This window comes from Gillisia sp. Hel_I_86 (assembly GCF_007827275.1).
Classification (GTDB): domain Bacteria; phylum Bacteroidota; class Bacteroidia; order Flavobacteriales; family Flavobacteriaceae; genus Gillisia.
The window spans coordinates 430,347-451,149 of record NZ_VISE01000001.1 but is presented as its reverse complement, the minus strand read 5'-3'; the positions used below and the strand labels follow the sequence as shown (position 1 = coordinate 451,149).

21 protein-coding genes and 5 tRNA genes are annotated in these 20,803 nt (G+C 36.8%); 23 read left to right on the top strand and 3 right to left on the bottom strand.

Annotated features, from left to right (window positions below):
* Nucleotides 1-10: 10 nt before the first annotated feature.
* Nucleotides 11-748 carry a class I SAM-dependent methyltransferase gene (locus tag JM83_RS01990; protein ID WP_144958874.1) on the bottom strand — a complete coding sequence of 246 codons (738 nt, stop codon included), beginning with the start codon at nucleotides 746-748 and terminating at the stop codon, nucleotides 11-13.
* Between the two features lie 12 nt (nucleotides 749-760).
* Here JM83_RS01990 and JM83_RS01985 point away from each other — a divergent pair, with 12 nt between their 5' ends.
* Complete coding sequence (locus JM83_RS01985; protein ID WP_144958872.1) at nucleotides 761-1,258, top strand: YkgJ family cysteine cluster protein; 498 nt, start codon at nucleotides 761-763, stop codon at nucleotides 1,256-1,258.
* A 493-nt stretch (nucleotides 1,259-1,751) separates the two neighbouring features.
* Here the strand turns inward: JM83_RS01985 and JM83_RS01980 are convergent, their stop codons facing one another.
* Complete coding sequence (locus tag JM83_RS01980; RefSeq protein WP_144958870.1) at nucleotides 1,752-3,017, bottom strand: exo-beta-N-acetylmuramidase NamZ domain-containing protein; 1,266 nt, start codon at nucleotides 3,015-3,017, stop codon at nucleotides 1,752-1,754.
* Nucleotides 3,018-3,026: 9 nt separating this feature from the next.
* On the opposite strand from JM83_RS01980, the gene JM83_RS01975 reads away from it, so the two are divergent.
* Both JM83_RS01975 and JM83_RS01970 read left to right on the top strand, forming a co-directional pair.
* Nucleotides 3,027-4,262: an ABC transporter permease gene (locus JM83_RS01975; RefSeq protein ID WP_144958868.1), complete on the top strand. Its 1,236-nt coding sequence runs from the start codon at nucleotides 3,027-3,029 to the stop codon at nucleotides 4,260-4,262.
* An 86-nt stretch (nucleotides 4,263-4,348) separates the two neighbouring features.
* On the top strand, nucleotides 4,349-5,329 hold the full coding sequence (locus tag JM83_RS01970; RefSeq protein ID WP_144958866.1) for a PLP-dependent cysteine synthase family protein: 981 nt from the start codon (nucleotides 4,349-4,351) through the stop codon (nucleotides 5,327-5,329).
* A gap of 162 nt (nucleotides 5,330-5,491) precedes the next feature.
* Here the strand turns inward: JM83_RS01970 and JM83_RS01965 are convergent, their stop codons facing one another.
* On the bottom strand, nucleotides 5,492-6,055 hold the full coding sequence (locus JM83_RS01965; protein ID WP_144958864.1) for a hypothetical protein: 564 nt from the start codon (nucleotides 6,053-6,055) through the stop codon (nucleotides 5,492-5,494).
* 105 nt (nucleotides 6,056-6,160) lie between these two features.
* On the opposite strand from JM83_RS01965, the gene JM83_RS01960 reads away from it, so the two are divergent.
* The 20 genes from JM83_RS01960 to rplK all read left to right on the top strand — a co-directional run bounded on the left by JM83_RS01960 (nucleotide 6,161) and on the right by rplK (nucleotide 20,797).
* Nucleotides 6,161-6,865, top strand: a complete 705-nt coding sequence (locus tag JM83_RS01960) for an SGNH/GDSL hydrolase family protein (RefSeq protein ID WP_144958862.1) — start codon at nucleotides 6,161-6,163, stop codon at nucleotides 6,863-6,865.
* A gap of 66 nt (nucleotides 6,866-6,931) precedes the next feature.
* Entirely contained in the window at nucleotides 6,932-8,215 is a 1,284-nt protein-coding gene (locus tag JM83_RS01955) for a DUF2851 family protein (protein ID WP_144958860.1), read from the top strand.
* Between the two features lie 21 nt (nucleotides 8,216-8,236).
* A complete protein-coding gene (locus JM83_RS19345) occupies nucleotides 8,237-8,467 on the top strand; it encodes a PspC domain-containing protein (RefSeq protein WP_144958858.1) in 231 nt (76 codons plus the stop codon).
* Nucleotides 8,464-9,474, top strand: coding sequence for a potassium channel family protein (locus JM83_RS01945; protein WP_144958856.1), 1,011 nt, complete (start codon nucleotides 8,464-8,466; stop codon nucleotides 9,472-9,474). Before JM83_RS19345 ends, JM83_RS01945 begins: the two co-directional genes overlap by 4 nt.
* Nucleotides 9,475-9,580: 106 nt before the next feature.
* The gene (locus JM83_RS01940; RefSeq protein WP_144958854.1) at nucleotides 9,581-11,206 is read left to right on the top strand and encodes an alanine/glycine:cation symporter family protein; all 1,626 of its coding nucleotides are present in this window, start codon (nucleotides 9,581-9,583) and stop codon (nucleotides 11,204-11,206) included.
* A 141-nt stretch (nucleotides 11,207-11,347) separates the two neighbouring features.
* Nucleotides 11,348-12,226: a ComEA family DNA-binding protein gene (locus JM83_RS01935; RefSeq protein ID WP_144958852.1), complete on the top strand. Its 879-nt coding sequence runs from the start codon at nucleotides 11,348-11,350 to the stop codon at nucleotides 12,224-12,226.
* Between the two features lie 139 nt (nucleotides 12,227-12,365).
* Nucleotides 12,366-13,535 (top strand): acyl-CoA dehydrogenase family protein, encoded by a 1,170-nt coding sequence (locus JM83_RS01930; protein WP_144958850.1) that lies wholly within the window; start codon nucleotides 12,366-12,368, stop codon nucleotides 13,533-13,535.
* 125 nt (nucleotides 13,536-13,660) lie between these two features.
* Nucleotides 13,661-13,855 carry a 30S ribosomal protein S21 gene (rpsU, locus tag JM83_RS01925; RefSeq protein ID WP_010229578.1) on the top strand — a complete coding sequence of 65 codons (195 nt, stop codon included), beginning with the start codon at nucleotides 13,661-13,663 and terminating at the stop codon, nucleotides 13,853-13,855.
* Between the two features lie 374 nt (nucleotides 13,856-14,229).
* A complete protein-coding gene (locus JM83_RS01920) occupies nucleotides 14,230-15,618 on the top strand; it encodes an alpha-amylase (RefSeq protein ID WP_144958848.1) in 1,389 nt (462 codons plus the stop codon).
* Between the two features lie 77 nt (nucleotides 15,619-15,695).
* Nucleotides 15,696-16,583 (top strand): tyrosine-type recombinase/integrase, encoded by an 888-nt coding sequence (locus JM83_RS01915; protein ID WP_144958845.1) that lies wholly within the window; start codon nucleotides 15,696-15,698, stop codon nucleotides 16,581-16,583.
* 35 nt (nucleotides 16,584-16,618) lie between these two features.
* Nucleotides 16,619-16,921: a ribosome hibernation-promoting factor, HPF/YfiA family gene (hpf, locus tag JM83_RS01910; RefSeq protein WP_144958843.1), complete on the top strand. Its 303-nt coding sequence runs from the start codon at nucleotides 16,619-16,621 to the stop codon at nucleotides 16,919-16,921.
* Nucleotides 16,922-17,021: 100 nt separating this feature from the next.
* A tRNA-Thr gene (locus JM83_RS01905) sits at nucleotides 17,022-17,095 on the top strand.
* Nucleotides 17,096-17,445: 350 nt separating this feature from the next.
* Nucleotides 17,446-17,527: transfer RNA gene (locus JM83_RS01900), tRNA-Tyr, on the top strand.
* A 123-nt stretch (nucleotides 17,528-17,650) separates the two neighbouring features.
* Nucleotides 17,651-17,723, top strand: a tRNA-Gly gene (locus JM83_RS01895).
* A gap of 236 nt (nucleotides 17,724-17,959) precedes the next feature.
* Nucleotides 17,960-18,031, top strand: a tRNA-Thr gene (locus JM83_RS01890).
* 58 nt (nucleotides 18,032-18,089) lie between these two features.
* Nucleotides 18,090-19,277 (top strand): elongation factor Tu, encoded by a 1,188-nt coding sequence (tuf, locus tag JM83_RS01885; protein ID WP_144958840.1) that lies wholly within the window; start codon nucleotides 18,090-18,092, stop codon nucleotides 19,275-19,277.
* Nucleotides 19,278-19,337: 60 nt separating this feature from the next.
* Nucleotides 19,338-19,410 (top strand) — tRNA-Trp (locus JM83_RS01880).
* A gap of 114 nt (nucleotides 19,411-19,524) precedes the next feature.
* Nucleotides 19,525-19,722, top strand: a complete 198-nt coding sequence (gene secE, locus JM83_RS01875; RefSeq protein WP_010229569.1) for a preprotein translocase subunit SecE — start codon at nucleotides 19,525-19,527, stop codon at nucleotides 19,720-19,722.
* Nucleotides 19,723-19,733: 11 nt separating this feature from the next.
* Nucleotides 19,734-20,285, top strand: a complete 552-nt coding sequence (gene nusG / locus JM83_RS01870; protein WP_144958838.1) for a transcription termination/antitermination protein NusG — start codon at nucleotides 19,734-19,736, stop codon at nucleotides 20,283-20,285.
* A 74-nt stretch (nucleotides 20,286-20,359) separates the two neighbouring features.
* Nucleotides 20,360-20,797, top strand: a complete 438-nt coding sequence (rplK, locus tag JM83_RS01865; protein WP_144958836.1) for a 50S ribosomal protein L11 — start codon at nucleotides 20,360-20,362, stop codon at nucleotides 20,795-20,797.
* Nucleotides 20,798-20,803 lie beyond the last annotated feature (6 nt).

The window sequence follows — 20,803 nt, the reverse complement described above, 5'->3', positions numbered from 1 at the left end:
GAACTTACGGTTATAAGGGTTTTAACACCGCTAAATAGTCATAGTGTTCTCCTTTTTTTAATATTTCAAAACTGAAATTATTTTCTTCTGCAACATTGGACAAGGTCGTGGCATCTACATAAAGCCAATTAAATGATGGCGAGGACTCTCCCTTATAACTAATACGAAATTCCAATTCTCCATAATAAGGAGCTTCTGGATCTATCCAAATTCCGCCATCTTCATCTGGATCGAACAAATAACTGAGGTCTGAGGAGTCTATTAAAATTTGCCCATTTTTCGATAACAGCGTTTTTGAATGCTGAAAAAATCGATCGAGATTCTCCAATTTTTCAATAATTCCCGTGCCATTCATCAATAACAAAATAGTATCGAATTGTTCATTTTTTAGATCGAAATAATCGATGTTCCTTACATCTTTGATTCCTCTCGCTTTGCAAATTTCCAAAGCTCCTTCAGAAATATCGATGGCAGTAACTGCTAGTTTTTTTTCATTCTGAAGAAATAAAGCATGGCTTCCTGCGCCGCATCCTACATCCAGAACTTTTCCTGCTGCCTTTTCCAAAGCGGCTTGTTCCAACTCCGGCATCTCTTTAAAATCTCTGAATAGATAGGGAACCAAGATTTCATCATCATCAAAATCTGGGGAATGAACCAGAATAGGGGTTTCATCCTTGTCATGATAGTAAGCCGAAATAGCTTTCCCAAACACATCTATTGCAGCCTTGCTGCTTTCTTGCTTCTTCATATCTTTGCGCTTATGGAAGAAATTTTGAAGGATCTCCCGAAAAAGGCCAAAGATAAGCATAACGAAAACAAAAAGTTCTTCGCTAAGCTTCGGAAAAGACCACCAAAACATCTGGATCTTCAGATGCAGGAACTACATGAAGAAGAATTTAAGCGTACAGATTGTCTTACCTGTGCGAATTGTTGTAAAACCACAGGGCCATTATTTACCAACAAGGATATAGAACGGATCGCGAAGCATTTTCGACAAAAACCGGCACAATTTATTGAAACGTATTTAAGGGTAGATGAAGATAATGATCATGTGCTGCAACAAGTTCCTTGTACCTTTTTAGGCGACGATAATTATTGTTCTATTTATGAGGTGCGACCAAAAGCTTGTAGGGAATACCCCCATACCGATAGAAAAGATTTCCATAAGATTTCCACCATCACCTTACACAATACCGCTATTTGCCCTGCAGCTTATAATATAGTTGAAGAAATGAAAAGAAGGATCAAGTTGAAATAATTAGCAGTATCAATTTTTTAATCCCTCATTGAGGAGTTTAATTCCTCGAGGCTTGCCTCGAATTTTTAAAATTATTTTCCCATGCATACCTCGTGGGCTTGCCCCGAGGTTCTTGATTGACTAAATATTTAAAAAAATATTCGTGTATTCGTGGCAAGTTTGCTGATTACCCACTTTAAGTAATAATTGGTTTTACCAGTTATAATTATGTTTTTTAACCTCCTTTTTTAGTGTGGAATAAAATCCTGAAACAAGTTACCATTGACGTATTTTTATTTATTTGTGAATCCAAGACCCTGAAACCAGTTCAGGGTGACGATGGGGAATTGTCGTCATGCTGAACTTGTTTCAGCATCCCATAAGCTTATATGAAAAATACGTTAATTCCCTACGCTAGATAATTTTTTTTATCACGGGTCTCAGGATGACGAGAGGGAGAGGTTAGCTTACTAGACGAAAAGAAATACATGGTTTTTTTATATTTTTAGATCCCTTATTTGTAAAGTAAATATTGTAATCTTTTCGCTTTAAATTCTTTCAATCCTGCTTGCCAGCTTTTTTTAATTTCTTCGGAAGTAACTCCTGCTTCAATTTGATTTTGAAGCTCTGTCCCACCGGCAAGTTTTGTGAAAAATGAATTAAAGAACTCTTTCTTATTTGAGGTGTTCTTGTAGGCATCGATAAGCCATTCCAAATTGATTTCATTCAAACAGGAAGTTTCGCTTAGATCTTCTCCATAACATAGTTTCCCTAGATGTTTCGGGCTTTTTGCACCTTCTAAAGATTCCGGCGTATACGAATACTTATAGATTTCTTTATTTAGATAAGGCGATCCATATACCTGAAATTGCTTGTTGGTTCCTCTACCAGCATTCACATTGGTACCTTCAAAAAAGCATAAACTGGGATATAGATTAATAGCCTTGGCATTCGGTAAGTTTGGAGAGGGTTTTACTGGAAGCTCATACTTTAGATCATGCGTATAATTTTCCATTTTAATAATTTGGAGATCGCACTGAGCATCATTTTTTAGCCATTTTTCACCATTGATCATCTGTGCATATTCCCCTAGTGTTAATCCGTGCACTACCGGAACTGGATGCATTCCCACAAAACTGCTATGTTCTGGATTTAGAATCGGGCCATCCACATAATGCCCATTAGGATTGGGCCGATCCAAAATAATTAACGGAATGTTGTTTTCCGCACAGGCTTCCATCACATAATGAAGGGACGAAATATAGGTGTAGAATCGAGCACCCACATCTTGAAGATCGAATATCATTATATCGATATCTTTTAGTTGCTCTGGTTTTGGTTTTTTATTGTCTCCGTAGAGGGAAATAATGGGAAGTCCCGTTTTTACATCTTTTCCATCCTTTATTCTTTGTCCAGCATCAGCAGTACCACGAAAGCCATGCTCTGGTGCAAAAACCTTTACGACCTCTAAATTTAAGGATACCAAAGAATCCACTAAATGGGTGTAGGTTGGAGTTTCTAATTTATCAGAATTGCTCATTATCAAACTACTCTGATTGCCTACAATCCCAATATTTTTGTTCTTCAGCAATGGTAAATATGCTTCGGTTTTATTGGCACCTAATACTAACTTAGGGGTGCTTTTTTCAGCAGAAATAACGGAATCTATTTCTTTGACGGTAACGGTATCTTCAGAATTGATTTGTCCCGTACTTCTTCCGCAGGAAACACTAAGTATAAAAGCGAATAAAAATGTATTTTTGAAGAATCTATAAACCATGAATCTATCTTGAATTTTGAATTTTTTATAGCCAAACGGCTTATCCGGGCCAAGAAGTATAAAAGTAGTATTTCGGCACCAATTATAAAAATTGCAATCGCGGCAATCGCCATTGGGGTGATCATGATGTTGGTTTCCTTTGCTACCGGGATAGGACTTCAGGTTAAGATACGTGAAAAAATAGCTGCTTTTAATGGGCATATCACCATTCAGAGCTACGATAATAACAGCTCCCAGGTTTCTTTAATGCCGGTTTCTCTTGAACAGGATTTTTATCCTGAATTCAAGTCGGTTAATGGTATTACTCATATTCAGGCGGTTGCTACAAAGGCCGGTATCATACGAACAGAAACCGATTTTGAAGGTATTATCGTAAAAGGGGTTGGAGCCGACTATAAATGGGAGAATTTTGCCGACTTTTTAGTAGAAGGGGAATTGCCGGATTATGTTGATAAGCTAAATGAAGATGTCCTTATTTCTCAATATATCGCCAATAGGTTGGGTTTTAAAGTGGGGGATAAGATAATCACCTATTTTCTTCGGGAAGATGCGAGCAGACCGCCATTGTTAAGAGCTTTTAAAATTAAAGGGATCTACAATTCCGGGTTTCAGGAATTTGATGAGCTTTATATGCTTTCTGATATTCGGCATATACAACGAATAAATGGTTGGGAGAAAAATCAGGTTGGTGGATTTGAGGTTTTTATCGAAGATTTTGATGAATTGGATCTTAAAGGAGCCCAGGTGTATGATAACACCAGTTCTTTTTTGGATACCCAAACGATCAAACAGAAATACGCTTCTATTTTTGAGTGGCTTTCTTTATTCGATTTTAACATCGCACTCATTATAGGGATCATGATCTTGGTTGCCGGGATCAACATGATCACTGCGCTCTTGGTCTTGATTTTGGAGCGCACCCAAATGATTGGAATTTTAAAAGCGCTTGGTGGTAGCGACTGGAGTATTAGGAAGATCTTTCTTTATAACGCCTCTTATTTAATTTTGCTCGGATTGTTCTGGGGAAATCTAATAGGTTTGGGGCTTTTGTTTATTCAGAAGTATTTTAAACTTTTTCCTTTAAACCCGGAGACCTATTATGTTACCGAAGTGCCTGTGCATATTGGTTGGGAATATATTCTTGGCGTAAATATTGGAACCCTCATCTTATGTCTTCTTATGTTAATGGTCCCTTCCTTAATAATCACCAAGATCTCCCCGGTGAAAGCGATGAAATTCGATTAATTTGAAAGAAACGGTAATTACAGATTTACTTAAAACCTTGCAAAGTGCTATTGTGAAGAGTACCTTTGCGCTTTCAAAAATAAACTATGGAATACGCTGAAAATATATTAGGAACCATTGGGAATACGCCTTTGGTGAAAATGAACAAGCTCACTGCAGGGATCGATGCCTTGGTATTGACTAAATACGAAACTTTTAACCCGGGAAATTCCACAAAGGATAGAATGGCTTTAAAAATGATCGAGGATGCGGAAGCTAGTGGGAAACTAAAACCTGGGGGCACTGTTATAGAAGGCACATCCGGAAATACAGGAATGGGATTGGCCCTTGTAGCCATTATCAAGGGATATAAAATGATTTGCGTGATCAGCGATAAGCAAAGCAAGGAAAAAATGGATATTCTTAGGGCTGTTGGAAGTGAAGTGGTGGTTTGTCCTACCGATGTGGAACCAACCGATCCAAGGTCCTATTATTCCACTTCCAAACGTTTGGCTGAAGAAACGCCAAATTCTTGGTATGTAAATCAGTATGATAATCCGTCGAATGCTCAAGCACATTACGAAAGTACAGGTCCAGAAATTTGGAAACAAACCGATGGAAAAATCACACATTTCGTAGTTGGAGTAGGGACAGGTGGAACTATTTCTGGGGTTGGTAAATATTTGAAAGAGCAAAACCCGAATATCAAAATCTGGGGAATAGATACCTATGGATCTGTTTTCAAGAAATATCACGAAACCGGAATCTTTGACGAGAATGAAATTTACCCTTATGTAACCGAAGGAATTGGAGAAGACATTCTTCCTGGAAATGTAGATTTTTCATTGATAGATGGGTTCACAAAAGTAACCGATAAGGATGCTGCCGTTTATACCCGTAGATTAGCAAAAGAAGAAGGGATGTTCCTTGGGAATAGTGCTGGAGCGGCCGTAAAAGGACTCCTTCAATTAAAAGAACATTTCACAAAAGAGGATGTGGTCGTGGTATTGTTCCATGATCATGGAAGCAGGTATGTGGGAAAAATATTCAATGACGAATGGATGAAGAAAATGGGTTATATAGATTAAACCAATTTTTATAAATTTTAAAGAGTCTGAAAAGTTTAAAAATCCGTCATCCTGAATTTATTTCAGGATCTCAACTAATTGATCATTTATTCAATTAGAAGCTGAAACTAGCTCAGCTTGATGTGAAAGATTTAAACTATTCAGGCTCCTTACTTTTTCAATTTATTCCGCTCCCCAAGGGGTACCAGGAATATCAATTGGGTTAGTAAGATCGAAAGTAACTGTGAATTGGGGTCTTTCGGTGCCAATTCTTTTTAAATTATAGGAAAAAGTGTCTTCACTTAATGTGATCCACCAAACATTGGATGCTGCAGCTGGAATCAGTTTAGCGGTCTCTTCGTCTGCAGGGAAAAACTGAAGGTTTTCTAAGCCGGCATTTGTACTTATTCCTCCATATTGAGTAATAGAATCTTCACTGCCATCTTCATGCCTATGATCGTGCTTTAATTTTATGCGATCTTCTTCCAAAGTTAAAATCCAAGTGCGGGATTTATCATCTTCCACATAGAAAGGAATTTTAATAGTGTTATCATCGCATTTCCAAACATACATGCTTAGTTTTTTGCCAGAAAAACTATCGTTTTTTATTGATTCATCTAGTTTTCCTTCAAATGCTTTTCCGCAGTGGTTTTTTAAATTATCCAAAAAGAGTTCTGCATTATTTTTTTCTTGGGCAATGCTTTTTCCAGCAAATAGAATGAGGAGAAGAAAGTATATGTATTTCATAATTTAAATTTCAATAAATATAATAATTTGAACTCTTATAAGTTTATTAAAGTGGATTGTTCATATTCAAAAATAAATTACATTCCCACCACAAATCAATTTCCAATGAGATCAGTTTTAGTTGCTTTTGGCTTGCTCATATTTATGATGAGTTGTAGTAGTTCTTCAGAAGCTTTAAAGCCTGAAGAAAGTGAGATTCAGGATAGCCCGGATAATTTGGGTTATTTGGCACTTGGGGATTCCTACACGATTGGGGAAAGCGTTGCAGAAGATATGCGTTGGCCCGTACAACTAGTTGGACAATTGCGGGACAAAGAGGTAAAGATCAATTCTCCCAAGATCATTGCGAAAACCGGTTGGACCACAGATAATTTATTGAATGCCATGGATGCCAATCTCGGCAACGAGAAATATGATTTGGTGTCTGTTTTAATCGGGGTGAACAATCAATATCAAAACAAATCCATAGTAGATTACGAAGCAGATCTCAATACCATTTTTACTGAAGCCATAGCTTCTTCTAAAACCGGAAAAGAGGGGGTGTTTGTGGTAAGCATTCCAGATTATGGAGCTACTCCTTTTGGAGCTTCAAATGCTGAAGAAATTGGTAGGGAAATAACAGAATTTAATACTGTTCTAAAAAAAGTAGCCAATCAGTTTGATGTTTCCTTCTATAACATTACGCCAATCTCAAAAATGGCAAAATCTGATGGGTCTCTTGTAGCCAGCGATGGTTTGCATCCAAGCGGTAAAATGTACAAACTTTGGGTGGATCTATTTTTTGATGAGGTTTTTAAAAAGTTGCCATAGCAATTTCTGTTTATTTTAACACACTAAGCATCAGGTAGATATTTGTAAAATTATTACATTTATTTGATGCAAGAAGACTTTCTACATTATCTCTGGAAATTCAAAAAGTTCGATTTTGGTAAGGCTAGAACCACCAATAATTCGAATTTATCCATTATAGGTGTAGGGAGCCATAACCACAACTCCGGCCCCGACTTCTTTAATGCGAAGATTGAAATAGATCAGCAGCTTTGGGCAGGGAATGTAGAGATTCATATAAAATCTTCAGACTGGTACCTACACCGGCATGAAACAGATCCCAATTACGACAATGTGATCCTGCATGTAGTTTGGGAAGATGATGTTGAGGTTTTTAGAAAAGATAATTCTGCAATCCCAACTTTGGAATTAAAGAATCTAGTGCATCCCGAATCTCTTGAAAAGTATAACTCTTTACTTGCGAATGGCACTAAAAAATGGATCAACTGCGAAAAGGATTTCCATCTTTTCGATGATTTCACCTTGTATAACTGGTTGGATCGGGTCTATTTGGAGCGGCTGGAGAAAAAGTCGATCAAGATTCTAAAAATGCTGAAAGCTTCCAGCAACAACTGGGAGGAAGTCCTTTTTAAATTGCTTTTTAGGAATTTCGGGCTAAAAGTAAATGGAGATGCTTTCGAAAGTATTGCAAACAGTATAGATTTTAAAGTGATCCAAAAACTCGGGAATTCCTCTTTTAAAATGGAAGCATTGTTTTTTGGTCAAGCAGGTTTATTAAATGAAAAGCTAGATCAACCTTATTTCACTTCTCTAAAATCTGAATATGAGTTTTTGAGACAAAAATTCAAACTGGATAATGCTTCCGTAATAGTGCCTCAATATTTTAGATTGAGGCCAGATAATTTTCCGATGATCAGGCTTTCGCAATTAGCACAGCTTTATAGCAACATTCCGCATTTGTTTTCCGAAGTTGTTAATTGCAACAGCAAAGAAGAAATGTATCGTCTTTTTAGTTCTAATACTTCGGAATTTTGGGACACTCACTATACCTTTAAAAAGGATCATAAAAACAGAAAAAAGAAGCTCACCCCAAATTTCATCGATCTTTTACACATTAATACCATTGTTCCTTTTAAGTATTGCTACCTGAAGGAAACGGGAGACAAGGAGACTTCCGAAACGCTTGAAATTGTTCAAAAAATCAGGCCCGAGAAAAATTCGATCATAGAAGATTTTAATGGGTTAAGGCCAAAAACCGCTACCAACGCATATCATTCTCAAGCTTTACTTCAGCTTAAAAATGAATATTGCGATAAAAATGCCTGTTTGCAATGTGGTCTTGGAGCAAAACTTCTTCAAGGATTGGTATAGAATAATGGTTATATTTGAAAGGTGTTAAAACTTGTATATTCCATACGGCATTATTTTGAGCGAAACGGCTTTTATGTTTCTTCACGCTTGGCAGATAAACTTGGTATGCGCGCCAAAACCATAAGACTTTTTTTTATCTATCTTTCGTTTGCAACTTTAGGCTTGGGCTTTGCCTTTTATCTAACATTTGCTTTTTGGCTTAAGTTAAAAGATATGGTCTATACTAAACGTACTTCGGTATTCGATCTATGAAATTTATTATAAATTCTAAAATTTTCTGGGCTTTACTATTGGTTTTGATAGTCTTTCTATCAGGAGTGCTAGGGTTTAGATATTTTTCAAGCTATACATGGATAGATGCTATTTACATGACTGTGATAACTGTTGCTACCGTAGGCTATGGTGAAGTTAGGCCTTTGGATCCTGCAGAAAAGATGTTCACATCGGTGCTTATTTTATTGAGTGTTTTTATTTTGGGATACGCATTTTCGGTAATTACAGAACATGTTTTCAGTAAAAATAATATTGGAAATTTAAGGGAGAAAAAAGTTCAGAAAAAGATAAAATCAATGAAAAATCATGTAGTGGTTTGTGGTTACGGAAGAAATGGAAAACAAGCCGTTCAAAAATTATTGGCTTACAAGCAGCCATTTGTAATTATTGAACTCAATGAGGAAATCGTAGACAGATATTCAGAAGAGCACCTATTATTTATACATGGAAATGCAAGTGAAGATGAGGTGTTGATTAAGGCCGGAATCGAAAAGGCTACTACCTTAATCTGTGCCTTGCCCCGGGATGCCGATAACCTATTTATTGTGCTTTCGGCAAGGCAGATTAACCCAAAACTTAAAATTATAAGTAGGGCTACAGAAGAGTCTAGTTATCAAAAACTAAAATTAGCGGGGGCAGACAATGTGATCATGCCAGACAAGATAGGGGGAGACCATATGGCATCTTTAGTGGTAGTTCCAGATTTAGTGGAATTTTTAGATAATCTTTCGGTTTCTGGTGAACATGATAGTATAAATGTCGAGCAAGTGCCATTTGAGAAAATATGTACCGATGGTAAGGAATTGGCTATAATGGATTTGGACCTTCGTAAAAAAACCGGATGTTCCATAATTGGATATAAATCTGCGGAAGGAGAATATATTGTAAATCCAGAGCCATCCATGATTTTAAAGAAAGACTCCAAATTGATTTTGATTGGTAGGCCAAACCAAATAGATAAGTTGAAACAAATATATCACGTTTAGTAAATATTTAACATTTTAACTAGTAAAAATTTGAATTACTGATAATTTTATTCATCTTGCGCTTCAATTTTTTGTAAACTTTTAAACCAATAAACCTCAAGTAATAATGAAGAAAATTTTATTTTCCTTATTTGCCATTATAACTCCATTACTAACTTTCGCTCAGGAACAAACCACGTCACAAGCAATAGATGAAACCTTTCGTGCATATACAGGCTGGTTTGTGGATTTGATATTTTACGAAATTCCCTTTTCTGAATATTATCAAATTCCTTGGGTGCTTATAGTTTTAATTGGGGGTGCATTGTATTTTACCATTTACTTTAAGTTTATTAATGTAACCGGTTTTTTTACTGCACTTAAAGTAGTTAAGGGTGATTATGAGGATATTGAAAAGCATGGGGCAAGTACGCTATATGGGGATGTAACGCCCAATGAAGGTAAAAATATAATTGAGACAATTAGGGATGACAGTGCAGATGGGGAAGTTTCCCACTTTCAGGCATTAACTGCTGCTTTATCGGCGACAGTTGGATTAGGGAATATTGCCGGTGTGGCTGTAGCACTTTCAATAGGTGGCCCTGGCGCTACCTTCTGGATGATACTGGCAGGACTATTAGGGATGGCTTCTAAATTTGCTGAATGTACCTTAGGGGTAAAATATAGGGATGTTGGTGAAGATGGTACTGTGTACGGTGGACCCATGTATTACCTCAGCAAAGGACTTAAGGAAAAAGGATTCGGGGGTATTGGTAAAATACTTGCAGTTGTATTTGCTGTCTTTGTAATTGGTGGATCATTTGGTGGAGGAAATATGTTTCAGGCGAATCAAGCGGCTGCACAATTTGTTCAGCTTTTTGACCTAGCTGGTGGAAATGCAGGTTTTTATTTTGGTTTGGTTATGGCAGCTTTAGTAGCTGTAGTAATTATTGGTGGGATTAAAAGAATTGCAAGTGTAACAGAAAAAGTGGTGCCTTTTATGGCAGGTATTTATGTTTTGGCGGCACTTATTATTCTAGCAGCTAATTGGCATTTAATAGATGATGCTTTTGGATTGATTTATGAAGGCGCATTTTCTGGACTGGGAATAGCAGGTGGTTTAATTGGTGTAATGATACAAGGTATCCGTCGTGGAGCCTTTTCTAATGAAGCAGGGGTTGGATCTGCTGCAATTGCCCACTCCGCGGTTAGAACAAAATATCCAGCGAGTGAAGGGATTGTAGCTCTATTGGAACCTTTTGTAGATACTGTGATTATTTGTACCATGACTGCCTTGGTAATTATTATTACAAACTTGGAAGGCGGCTTCATGACATACGGAGTGCCAATTACAGAAGGTGTAGAGCTTACAGCGGTGGCCTTTGATAGTGTGATCCCACATTTCTCAGTTATATTAACAATAGCGGTAATTCTATTTGCTTTTTCTACCATGATCTCTTGGTCGTACTACGGAATGCAGGGTTGGATTTACCTTTTTGGAAAAGGAAAAATTACAGACCTGGTTTATAAAGGAATGTTCCTAGTATTTGTGGTGATAGGTGCTTCTATTAGTTTAGGTGCAGTGATAGATTTTTCTGATGCGATGATTTTTGCAATGGTGGTACCAAATATTATTGGAGTATTGTTTTTAACCCCGGTAATTAAAAAGGAACTAACCAAGTATTTGAAGGCTATAAATATTAAGAAAGAAGCGATAGATGAAGGTGCGGATGATCTTCAAAAGAAAATGTAAATAAATAAAATATTCTGTTATATAAATCCCACATTGCTACTAAAGTCAATGTGGGATTTATATTTTCAGTTCTTTCCCGTATTGATAATTTTAAAAAAATGACTTAATTTAATGCTCTGGTTTATCTGAAAATCATTATATATGAGTAATTTAAGGTCACATTTTATCTTTAGTAAAAGCCAGCGGAATGGGATCTTTATATTGGTGTTGCTTATAATAGTTTTCCAACTGGTCTATTTATTCGTGGATTTTAAATCTGAAAATAGCATTCCGAAAGAAGATTCAGCCAGGATTGTCCATTTTCAGAAACAAGTAGATTCTTTAAAGCAAATCGCTCTGGAAAAAAGGGAAATTAAGATCTATCCATTCAACCCAAATTTAATCACAGATTATAAGGGTTATACCTTGGGAATGTCTGTAGAGGAAATAGATAGATTGCATGATTTCCGAAGAACCGATAAATGGGTGAACACTGCTGAAGAATTTCAAAATGTCACACTTGTTTCCGATAGTTTGCTGGATAAAATCGCTCCATATTTTAAATTTCCAGACTGGGTGAATAATCCAAAAAAGAATGGCTACAAAAATCAGGGAAAAGTTTCCGTAGCATCTAATTTCAATAAGAAAGAATTAAATACAGCTTCTCTAGAAGATCTTATGGAGGTTAAAGGAATTGGTGAAGTCTTGGCGGCCAGAATAATAAAATATAGATCGAAAATAGGTGGTTTTGTATCAGATCTTCAGTTGAAGGATATTTATGGTTTGAGTGGGGAAGCCAGAAAGGAGCTTTTGAATACCTATACTGTTCTAGCAAAACCAGAGGTGCCAATGTTCAATATTAACAAGGCATCTGTCTTGGAAATAGCTTCAGTTCCATACCTGGATTATGAGTTGGCCCGGGAGATCGTTAATTATAGACTGCTCCATGAGAAAATAGCCACATTTGAAGAATTGGCAAAAATTAAGGAGTTTCCTTCAGAAAAAATGGATAGAATAGCATTATATTTGACCTTAGAATAGAAATTCGGAATTGGGCAAGAAATTAGTGTACATTCTGTTTTCCTATGAGTTTGATAAGATATACTTCCGAAGAATAAATCCTGGACCTTTTACCTGATCTTTAGTTTATATCTACCCTAATATTATAAGATTATACTTTATGAATAGCATGTATTTTACAGAGGAACATGAACTTTTTAGAAAGAGTTTCCAAGATTTTTTGCAAAAAGAAGTTGTCCCGCACATAGAAAAATGGGAAAAAACCGGAACCATAGAACGTTTTATATGGGAAAAGTTTGGGGAGATGGGATATTTTGGACTGACCTATCCAGAAAAATACGGAGGCTTGGATCTGGACCTTTTCTATACGGTAATTTTTTTGGAAGAATTGCAAAAAATTAATTCTGGAGGTTTTGCTGCCTCGATGTGGGCCCATTCTTATTTGGCAATGACTCATTTGAATGTTGAGGGTAGTGAGGAAATTAAAAAGAATTATTTGGCTCCCAGTATCACCGGAGAAAAAATTGGTTGCCTCTGCATTACAGAACCTTTTGGAGGATCTGACGTTGCAGCAATGAGGACAACTGCTGTAAAGAAAGGCGACAACTATGTGATCAATGGTTCTAAGACCTTTATTACAAACGGAATTTATTCAGACTATTTAATTGTAGCAGCAAAGACAAGCCCAGATAAAGGTGGGAAAGGAATGAGTATTTTCCTTATAGATAGGGATGCTCCAGGAATATCTGCAACCAAGTTGGATAAGCTGGGTTGGAGAGCTTCAGATACAGCGGAGATCGCTTTTGATAATGTGGAGATCCCGGCAGCAAATTTAATGGGAGATGAAGACAAAGGCTTCAGTTATATTATGCAACATTTCGCTTTTGAAAGATTGATAATGGGAGTGAACGCACATGCGCGGGCAGAGTTTGCTTTGGATTATGCTATTAATTATATGGGCGAAAGAATGGCCTTTGGAAAAACAATAGATAAATTCCAGGCGTTAAGGCACAACGTTGCAGAAATGGCAAGTGAGGTGGAAATGTGCAAGGAATTTAATTACTCTATCGTTAAGAGAATGATAGATGGTGTTTATGTTGTTAAAGAAGCAAGTATGTCTAAACTTCTTTCCACAAAAATGGCAGATAAGGTGATTTATGATTGCTTACAATTATTGGGAGGTTATGGCTATATGGAAGAATATCCCATGGCAAGGTTGTTTAGGGATAGCAGGTTAGGACCCATTGGAGGAGGAACTTCTGAAATTTTAAGGGAAATTATTGCCAAAATGGTCATCGATAAAAAAGAATATAAACCAGCTGCTAGATAATTCAAAATTCAAAATTTCTGGAACCTTGAACCTATAAAAGAAATAAAATTATTAAAATAAAGGTTGCGAGGTTAATGAAATCAATTATCTTTGCGCTTTAATTTCTAACGAAAGGAGGTGATACTATGTTAATTATACCAGTTAAAGACGGAGAGAATATCGATAGAGCGCTAAAGCGTTTCAAACGTAAATTTGATAGAACAGGAACAATGCGTCAGCTAAGAAGCAGGCAAGCATTTTCTAAGCCTTCTGTTGTGAACAGAGCCCAGTTGCAAAAAGCTCAATATATTCAGAACTTAAGAGATAAAGAAGAGATCTAGAGGTTTGATTTAGGGCTTTTCCCTTTTATAATCTAGCTTTCTATGAGTATTCTTTGCTATTGAATAGAAAACTAAATCGAGCCCGTTAAAGGGTATCCAAGATAAACTACTGTTGGTGAGTCAAAGTTTTATAACTTTGTTTACCAACAGTTTTTTTATGCCTATATCCCAAGTGATAGGATTTTAGTTAGAGTGTTAATTCTAAGAGGTTTATTTCAAAAAAAAACAGATAAAAGGGGTTGGTTAGCCGCTTGATTTCCCAATAATTTCAAAAGTTTTCAACACTATAACGTTTTCGCAATTAAGAATTTTGGTAATATTTAAGGATTTTATTCTTTTTTATATAATTTGAAGGGCATAAAACCCTTATTATTATGAAAAATTTAAATGTATTCGTATTTTTTGCTTATCTACTAATTTTTACTAGTTGTGAACGAGATCAAATTTTGGAACCTCCAACTTCTGCCACAACCTCTGAAGAAATTGGTGTTAAATTCACGCCTGAACCTCAATTAGATACTAAGGCGGCGATTGGATCTAAAGTTATGATGCAAGCTTTCTATTGGGATGTTCCTGCAGGTGGAATTTGGTGGGGGACAGTGTCAAATAAAATACCAGCTTGGAGCAGCGCCGGAATAGATGCTATTTGGCTCCCTCCAGTATCAAAAGCCCAAAATGGTCCATTTTCTATGGGTTATGATCCATTTGATTACTATGATTTTGGAAATTACAACCAAATGGGCTCCACGGAAACCCGATTTGGATCCAAAACAGAATTACAGTCTTTAATATCTACTGCACACGCAAATAATATAAGTGTTATTGCAGATATCGTTATTAATCATAATAGTGGTGGGGATTTAGAGAGTAACATATTTACTGGAACAGAAACTTATACAAATTATACTCCTGCTTCCGGATTATTTAACAGAACTCAATACGATTTTCATCCGAATGATTTTCATGGAAATGATTCTGGCGCGTTTGGAGGCTTTGCAGATTTGTGTCATGATAAAACATATGTTCAGGACTGGTTATGGAATAATCCTAATTCAGTAGCTAAATATTATAAGGATGTAATGGGTTTTGATGGTTGGAGATTCGATTATGTAAAAGGATTTGAACCTTGGGTAGTTAATAATTGGATTAGTGCAGTTGGAGGGTTTTCTGTTGGTGAATATTGGGATGGTAATGCAGCTACACTGGAAGGGTGGGCTAATTCTGCCAACTCGTCTGCTTTCGATTTTGCTTGTTATTATAGAATGCGTGATGCCTTTGAAGGTAATGATCTTTCAATATTGGAAACTGGAGATATGCTATGGAAGCGCAGCCCTACAAGGGCTGTAACTTTCGTTACCAATCACGATACCGATGAAATTTATAATGGAAAACTCTTGGCCTATGCCTATATTCTAACGCATGAAGGGTATCCAACGCTCTTTTATCAGGATTATGAGGAATACTTGGATAAGGATAAGCTGAATAATTTAGTTTGGATTCATAATAATAAAGCTGGAGGCTCTACCACAATTTTATATTCAGATACAGATGAGTATATTGCCAAAAGAAATGGAGCACCTGGATTAATTGTCTATATAAACAACAGTAATTCTTGGTTGGAACGCTGGGTGTCTACCGGGTGGAATAATACTTTGATAAAAGATTATACCGGGAATTCTAATTGGGAACCGTATACACAAGGGGATGGATGGGTGAAAATTCAAGTTCCACCAAAAAGCTATTCTATTTGGTCGGCTAAATAGGGAGTTCTATTTCTTTTATAAAATCTAAACTGCTAGTAAGTCAAAGTTTAATAACTTTGTTTACCAACAGTTTTTTTATGCCTATATCCCACTTCTTAGAATACCTTCAGTTAGAGAAAAAATATTCCCCACATACGGTGAAGGCATATGAGATGGACCTTCGTTCATTTGGAAGGTTTATTTATAAGGAGTTCGGTCAAGAAGATTTGATCCATGTAAACTATCCTCAAATTAGAAACTGGGTAGTAAGCCTTGTGAATTCCGGGATTACTAATAGAAGTGTTAACCGCAAAATAGCTTCCTTAAAAGCCTATTATAAATATTTGGTCAAAACAAATCAGCTAGTTGCAACTCCATTGGCTAGTCATAAGGCGCTCAAGACCAAGAAGAGCGTTCAAATTCCCTTCTCTGAAGTAGAAATAACCAATGTGATCTCGGCCATCGAACCCAATTCATTTAAAACTTCTCGCGACCTCACTATAGTCACTATGTTTTATGCTACTGGCGTTCGGCGTTCAGAGCTTGTAGGATTAAAATTACAGGATTTGGATCTAGACAATGGGTTAGTTAAAGTTTTGGGCAAAAGGAACAAAGAGCGATATGTCCCACTATTGCCAGAATTAAGCAGGCATCTTAACGTGTATCTAGGTTTCAGGAAAACTATTATTTCTGATAACAGGACTGAATTATTTCTAACAGAAAAAGGCGATAAAATATATGAAACCCTTGTTTATAGGATTATAAATAATTACTTTAGTGAGGCATCCAACAAGGTGAAAAAGAGTCCGCATATATTAAGGCATTCCTTCGCCACGCATTTGTTGAGTCACGGTGCAAATTTAAACTCTGTCAAAGAGTTGTTGGGTCATTCCAGTTTAGCGTCAACACAAGTCTATACCCATAGCAATATTGCAGAATTAAGCAAAGTGTATAGGAATTCCCATCCTCGTGAAAACAAGGAATGATAGCGAAATTATTGTTTAATTAAATTATATAGGAGATGAAAGTAAATGTGCAATCAGTAAATTTTAATGCAGATCAGAAATTAATCGATTTCATTCAAAACAGATTAGATAAATTAGAACACTTCTACGATAAGATTATTTATGCCGATGTGTTTTTAAAAGTTCAGAAAACAAGTGAAAAAGAAAACAAGATCACAGAAATATTATTAAGCATCCCGGGTGGGGATGTTATTGTAAAAAAGAAGAGCAAAAAATTCGAAGAGTGTGTAGATGAAGCGGTTAGCGCATTGCAACGTCAACTAGTAAAAAGGAAAGAAAAAATGAGTGCTCACGTTTAGCAAATTTTTTATAGAATTCTTTTTGTGAAATAAATAAAATGTATACATTTGCAGTCCGTTAGAAATAGCGGACTTTTTTATGCTTTAAAAGTATAAAAATGCCGATGTAGCTCAGCTGGCTAGAGCAGCTGATTTGTAATCAGCAGGTCGTGGGTTCGAGTCCCTCCATCGGCTCTTTTTAAAGTTGAAAATATATCAGGAAATTAACTGAGTTTTGAAAAGGGACAAAAGTTGATCGGGGCGAGAAGTTTATCCTGAGCGTAGTCGAAGGAAGTCCCTCCATCGGCTCTTTGAAAAATTGAAATCACGAAATAAAAAGATGTTTTACATGTTCGTAACATCTTATTTTTAGGGATAAATGATTTATTCTGGACTTAGTAAAACCTTGGTTTTATTTTATTTCAGAAAATTCTATAGAATGTTTTGGTTTAAGGGTTAATTTTAATTAAATTTGCACCTCCAAAAAAGTAAGCCATTTAAGTTTAGATTTCGATGGTTCTGTGAAATACTGAAAAGGTAATATTGGGGAGATACTCAAGCGGCCAACGAGGGCAGACTGTAAATCTGCTGACTACGTCTTCGCAGGTTCGAATCCTGCTCTCCCCACAATTTGAGCGTAAAGCTGAAAGAGTTCCTTCGCAGGTTCTCCCGAAGCATCGGGACTGCTCTCCCCACAATACCAATTCAAAATTTTGAATTTAGAATTCAGAACTTTGAATAAAGATAATTGCGAAAGTAGCTCAGTTGGTAGAGCGTCAGCCTTCCAAGCTGAATGTCGCCGGTTCGAACCCGGTCTTTCGCTCTAAGTTTTCTGAAAGAAACGTTATTCAATGTGAATTTGAATTTTGTTGGACGCAGAAAATGGGTGAGAAGCCTGTCCAGAGGGAGCTTTTAAAGCGAATCGAAGGAAACCCGGTCTTTCGCTCTAAGAAAAAGTTGTCGAGCAATTGCGTGACTACTAACTCTAAGGACAACAACGGTTTTTAAAACTGTTCTTTATCTCCAACAGGCATAGCCTTGTAGGGGATAGCCTTTTTTGCCGACGTAGCTCAGGGGTAGAGCGTTTCCTTGGTAAGGAAGAGGTCACGAGTTCAATTCTCGTCGTTGGCTCTTTATTTTGTATAAAATTGAACACTAATATATAACTAAGAATAAATAATCATTAATTATGGCAAAGGAAACTTTTGATCGTTCCAAACCGCACTTAAACATAGGTACGATAGGACACGTAGATCACGGAAAAACTACCTTAACTGCAGCGATTACTAAAGTAATGGCTGATGCTGGATTTTCAGCAGCTATGTCTTTTGATCAGATTGACAACGCTCCAGAGGAAAAAGAAAGAGGTATTACAATTAACTCTTCACACGTAGAATACTCTACTAAGGAGCGTCACTACGCACACGTAGATTGTCCTGGTCACGCCGATTATGTAAAGAACATGGTTACCGGTGCTGCTCAAATGGATGGTGCTATCTTGGTGGTTGCGGCTACAGATGGTCCAATGCCACAAACTCGTGAGCACATCCTTTTAGGACGCCAGGTTGGTATTCCTAGAATCGTTGTATTCATGAACAAAGTGGATATGGTTGATGATGATGAACTATTGGAATTGGTTGAAATGGAAGTAAGGGATTTGCTTTCTTTTTACGAATACGATGGTGATAATGGACCTGTTATAGCTGGTTCTGCTTTAGGAGCACTTAACGGTGAAGAGAAATGGGTGAATACGGTTCTAGAATTAATGGAAGCTGTAGATACTTGGATAGAGCTTCCTGTTCGTGATGTTGAGAAGCCTTTCTTGATGCCTATCGAGGATGTATTCTCTATTACTGGTCGTGGAACTGTTGCAACTGGTAGAATTGAAACTGGAATCGCTAATACAGGAGATCCTGTAGAGATCATTGGTATGGGTGCTCAAAAATTGACATCTACTATCACTGGTATCGAAATGTTCCGTCAAATCCTTAACAGGGGTGAAGCTGGAGATAATGCAGGTATCCTATTAAGAGGTATTGAGAAATCAATGATCTCTAGAGGAATGGTAATCGTTAAGCCGGGATCTGTAACTCCTCACGCCAAGTTTAAAGCAGAGGTTTATATCTTGAAAAAAGAAGAAGGTGGACGTCATACTCCATTCCACAATAACTACCGTCCTCAGTTTTATGTACGTACTACTGATGTTACTGGTACTATCAACTTACCTGAAGGTGTAGAAATGGTTATGCCTGGAGATAACTTAACTATTCATGTTGAGTTGTTACAATCTATCGCGATGAACGTAGGATTGCGTTTTGCAATTCGTGAAGGTGGTAGGACTGTTGGTGCTGGTCAGGTTACTGAGATCTTAGACTAAGAATCATACATAAGTATATAGGTATCCTGCTTTTTAGTTAGGATACCTAAACTTATATTTACGGGTTTAGCTCAGTTGGTAGAGCACTGGTCTCCAAAACCAGGTGTCGTGAGTTCGAGTCTCTCAACCCGTGCATGCTAACTAAGAGTACCGGTTTGGGTGCTGTTATTCAAAATATAAAGTCACAATATTAAGATGGAGGTTTTTTAAAATACTGAAATTTGGATTTGTGTAAATAGGTAAAACCATGGCAGGAATCGTCAATTATATTTCAGAGTCTTATAACGAATTGAGAAATCACGTTACATGGCCAACTTGGGCAGAAGCTCAAAGACTAACAGTAGTTGTAGCTGTTTTTTCAATTATTTTTTCTTTAGCTATCTGGGGTGTAGATACCGTGTTCAGTTCGGCTATTGAACAATATTTTGAATGGATTAAATCTTAAAATTTAAGGCTATGGCAGAGGTAAAGGATAAAAAATGGTACGTGGTTCGCGCCGTAAGTGGTCAGGAAAATAAGGTTAAGGAATATATTGAAAGAGAGATTTCCCATCACGGTTTAGAAGATTTTATTGGTGAAGTGCTTGTTCCTACAGAGAAAGTGATTCAAATTAGAAATGGTAAAAAAGTCTCTAAAGAACGTGTTTACTTTCCTGGATATATAATGGTATTGGCCAACCTTGGAGGAGAAATTCCGCACATCATTAAAACAATTAATGGCGTAATAGGTTTTTTAGGTGAAACAAAAGGAGGGGATCCTGTGCCACTTAGAAAAGCTGAGGTAAATAGAATGTTAGGTAAAGTGGACGAATTATCTGTAAAAGCAGATAATGTTGCAATACCTTTTACTATTGGCGAAACCATAAAAGTAATAGATGGTCCTTTTAACGGTTTTAATGGAACTGTAGAGAAGATCAATGAAGAGAAGCGTAAACTTGAGGTAATGGTGAAGATTTTCGGAAGAAAAACTCCATTGGAACTAAGTTATATGCAAGTAGAAAAGGTATAAAGAATTACTGTTACATATATTTTTGATAGTTTTTAAAGCTTCCACTCTAAAACTATCATCTAAAAACAATAATAATGGCAAAAGAAATAAGTAAAGTTGTTAAGCTACAAGTTCGCGGAGGTGCTGCTAACCCATCACCACCAGTTGGACCTGCTTTAGGTGCTGCCGGAGTTAACATCATGGAGTTTTGTAAGCAATTTAATGCTAGGACCCAAGATAAAGCAGGTAAAGTATTACCTGTAGTGATTACAGTATTCAAAGACAAGTCTTTCGATTTCGTAATTAAAACTCCACCAGCTGCTGTGCAGATATTAGAAGCGGCAAAATCAAAAAAAGGATCGGGTGAACCTAATCGTAAAAAGATTGCTAGTGTATCTTGGGATCAAGTAAGGGCAATTGCTGAAGATAAAATGCAGGATTTAAATGCATTTACAATAGAATCGGCTATGAAGATGATTGCAGGAACTGCTCGTTCTATGGGTGTAACTGTAAAAGGGCAAGCGCCGTTTTAATCCAAA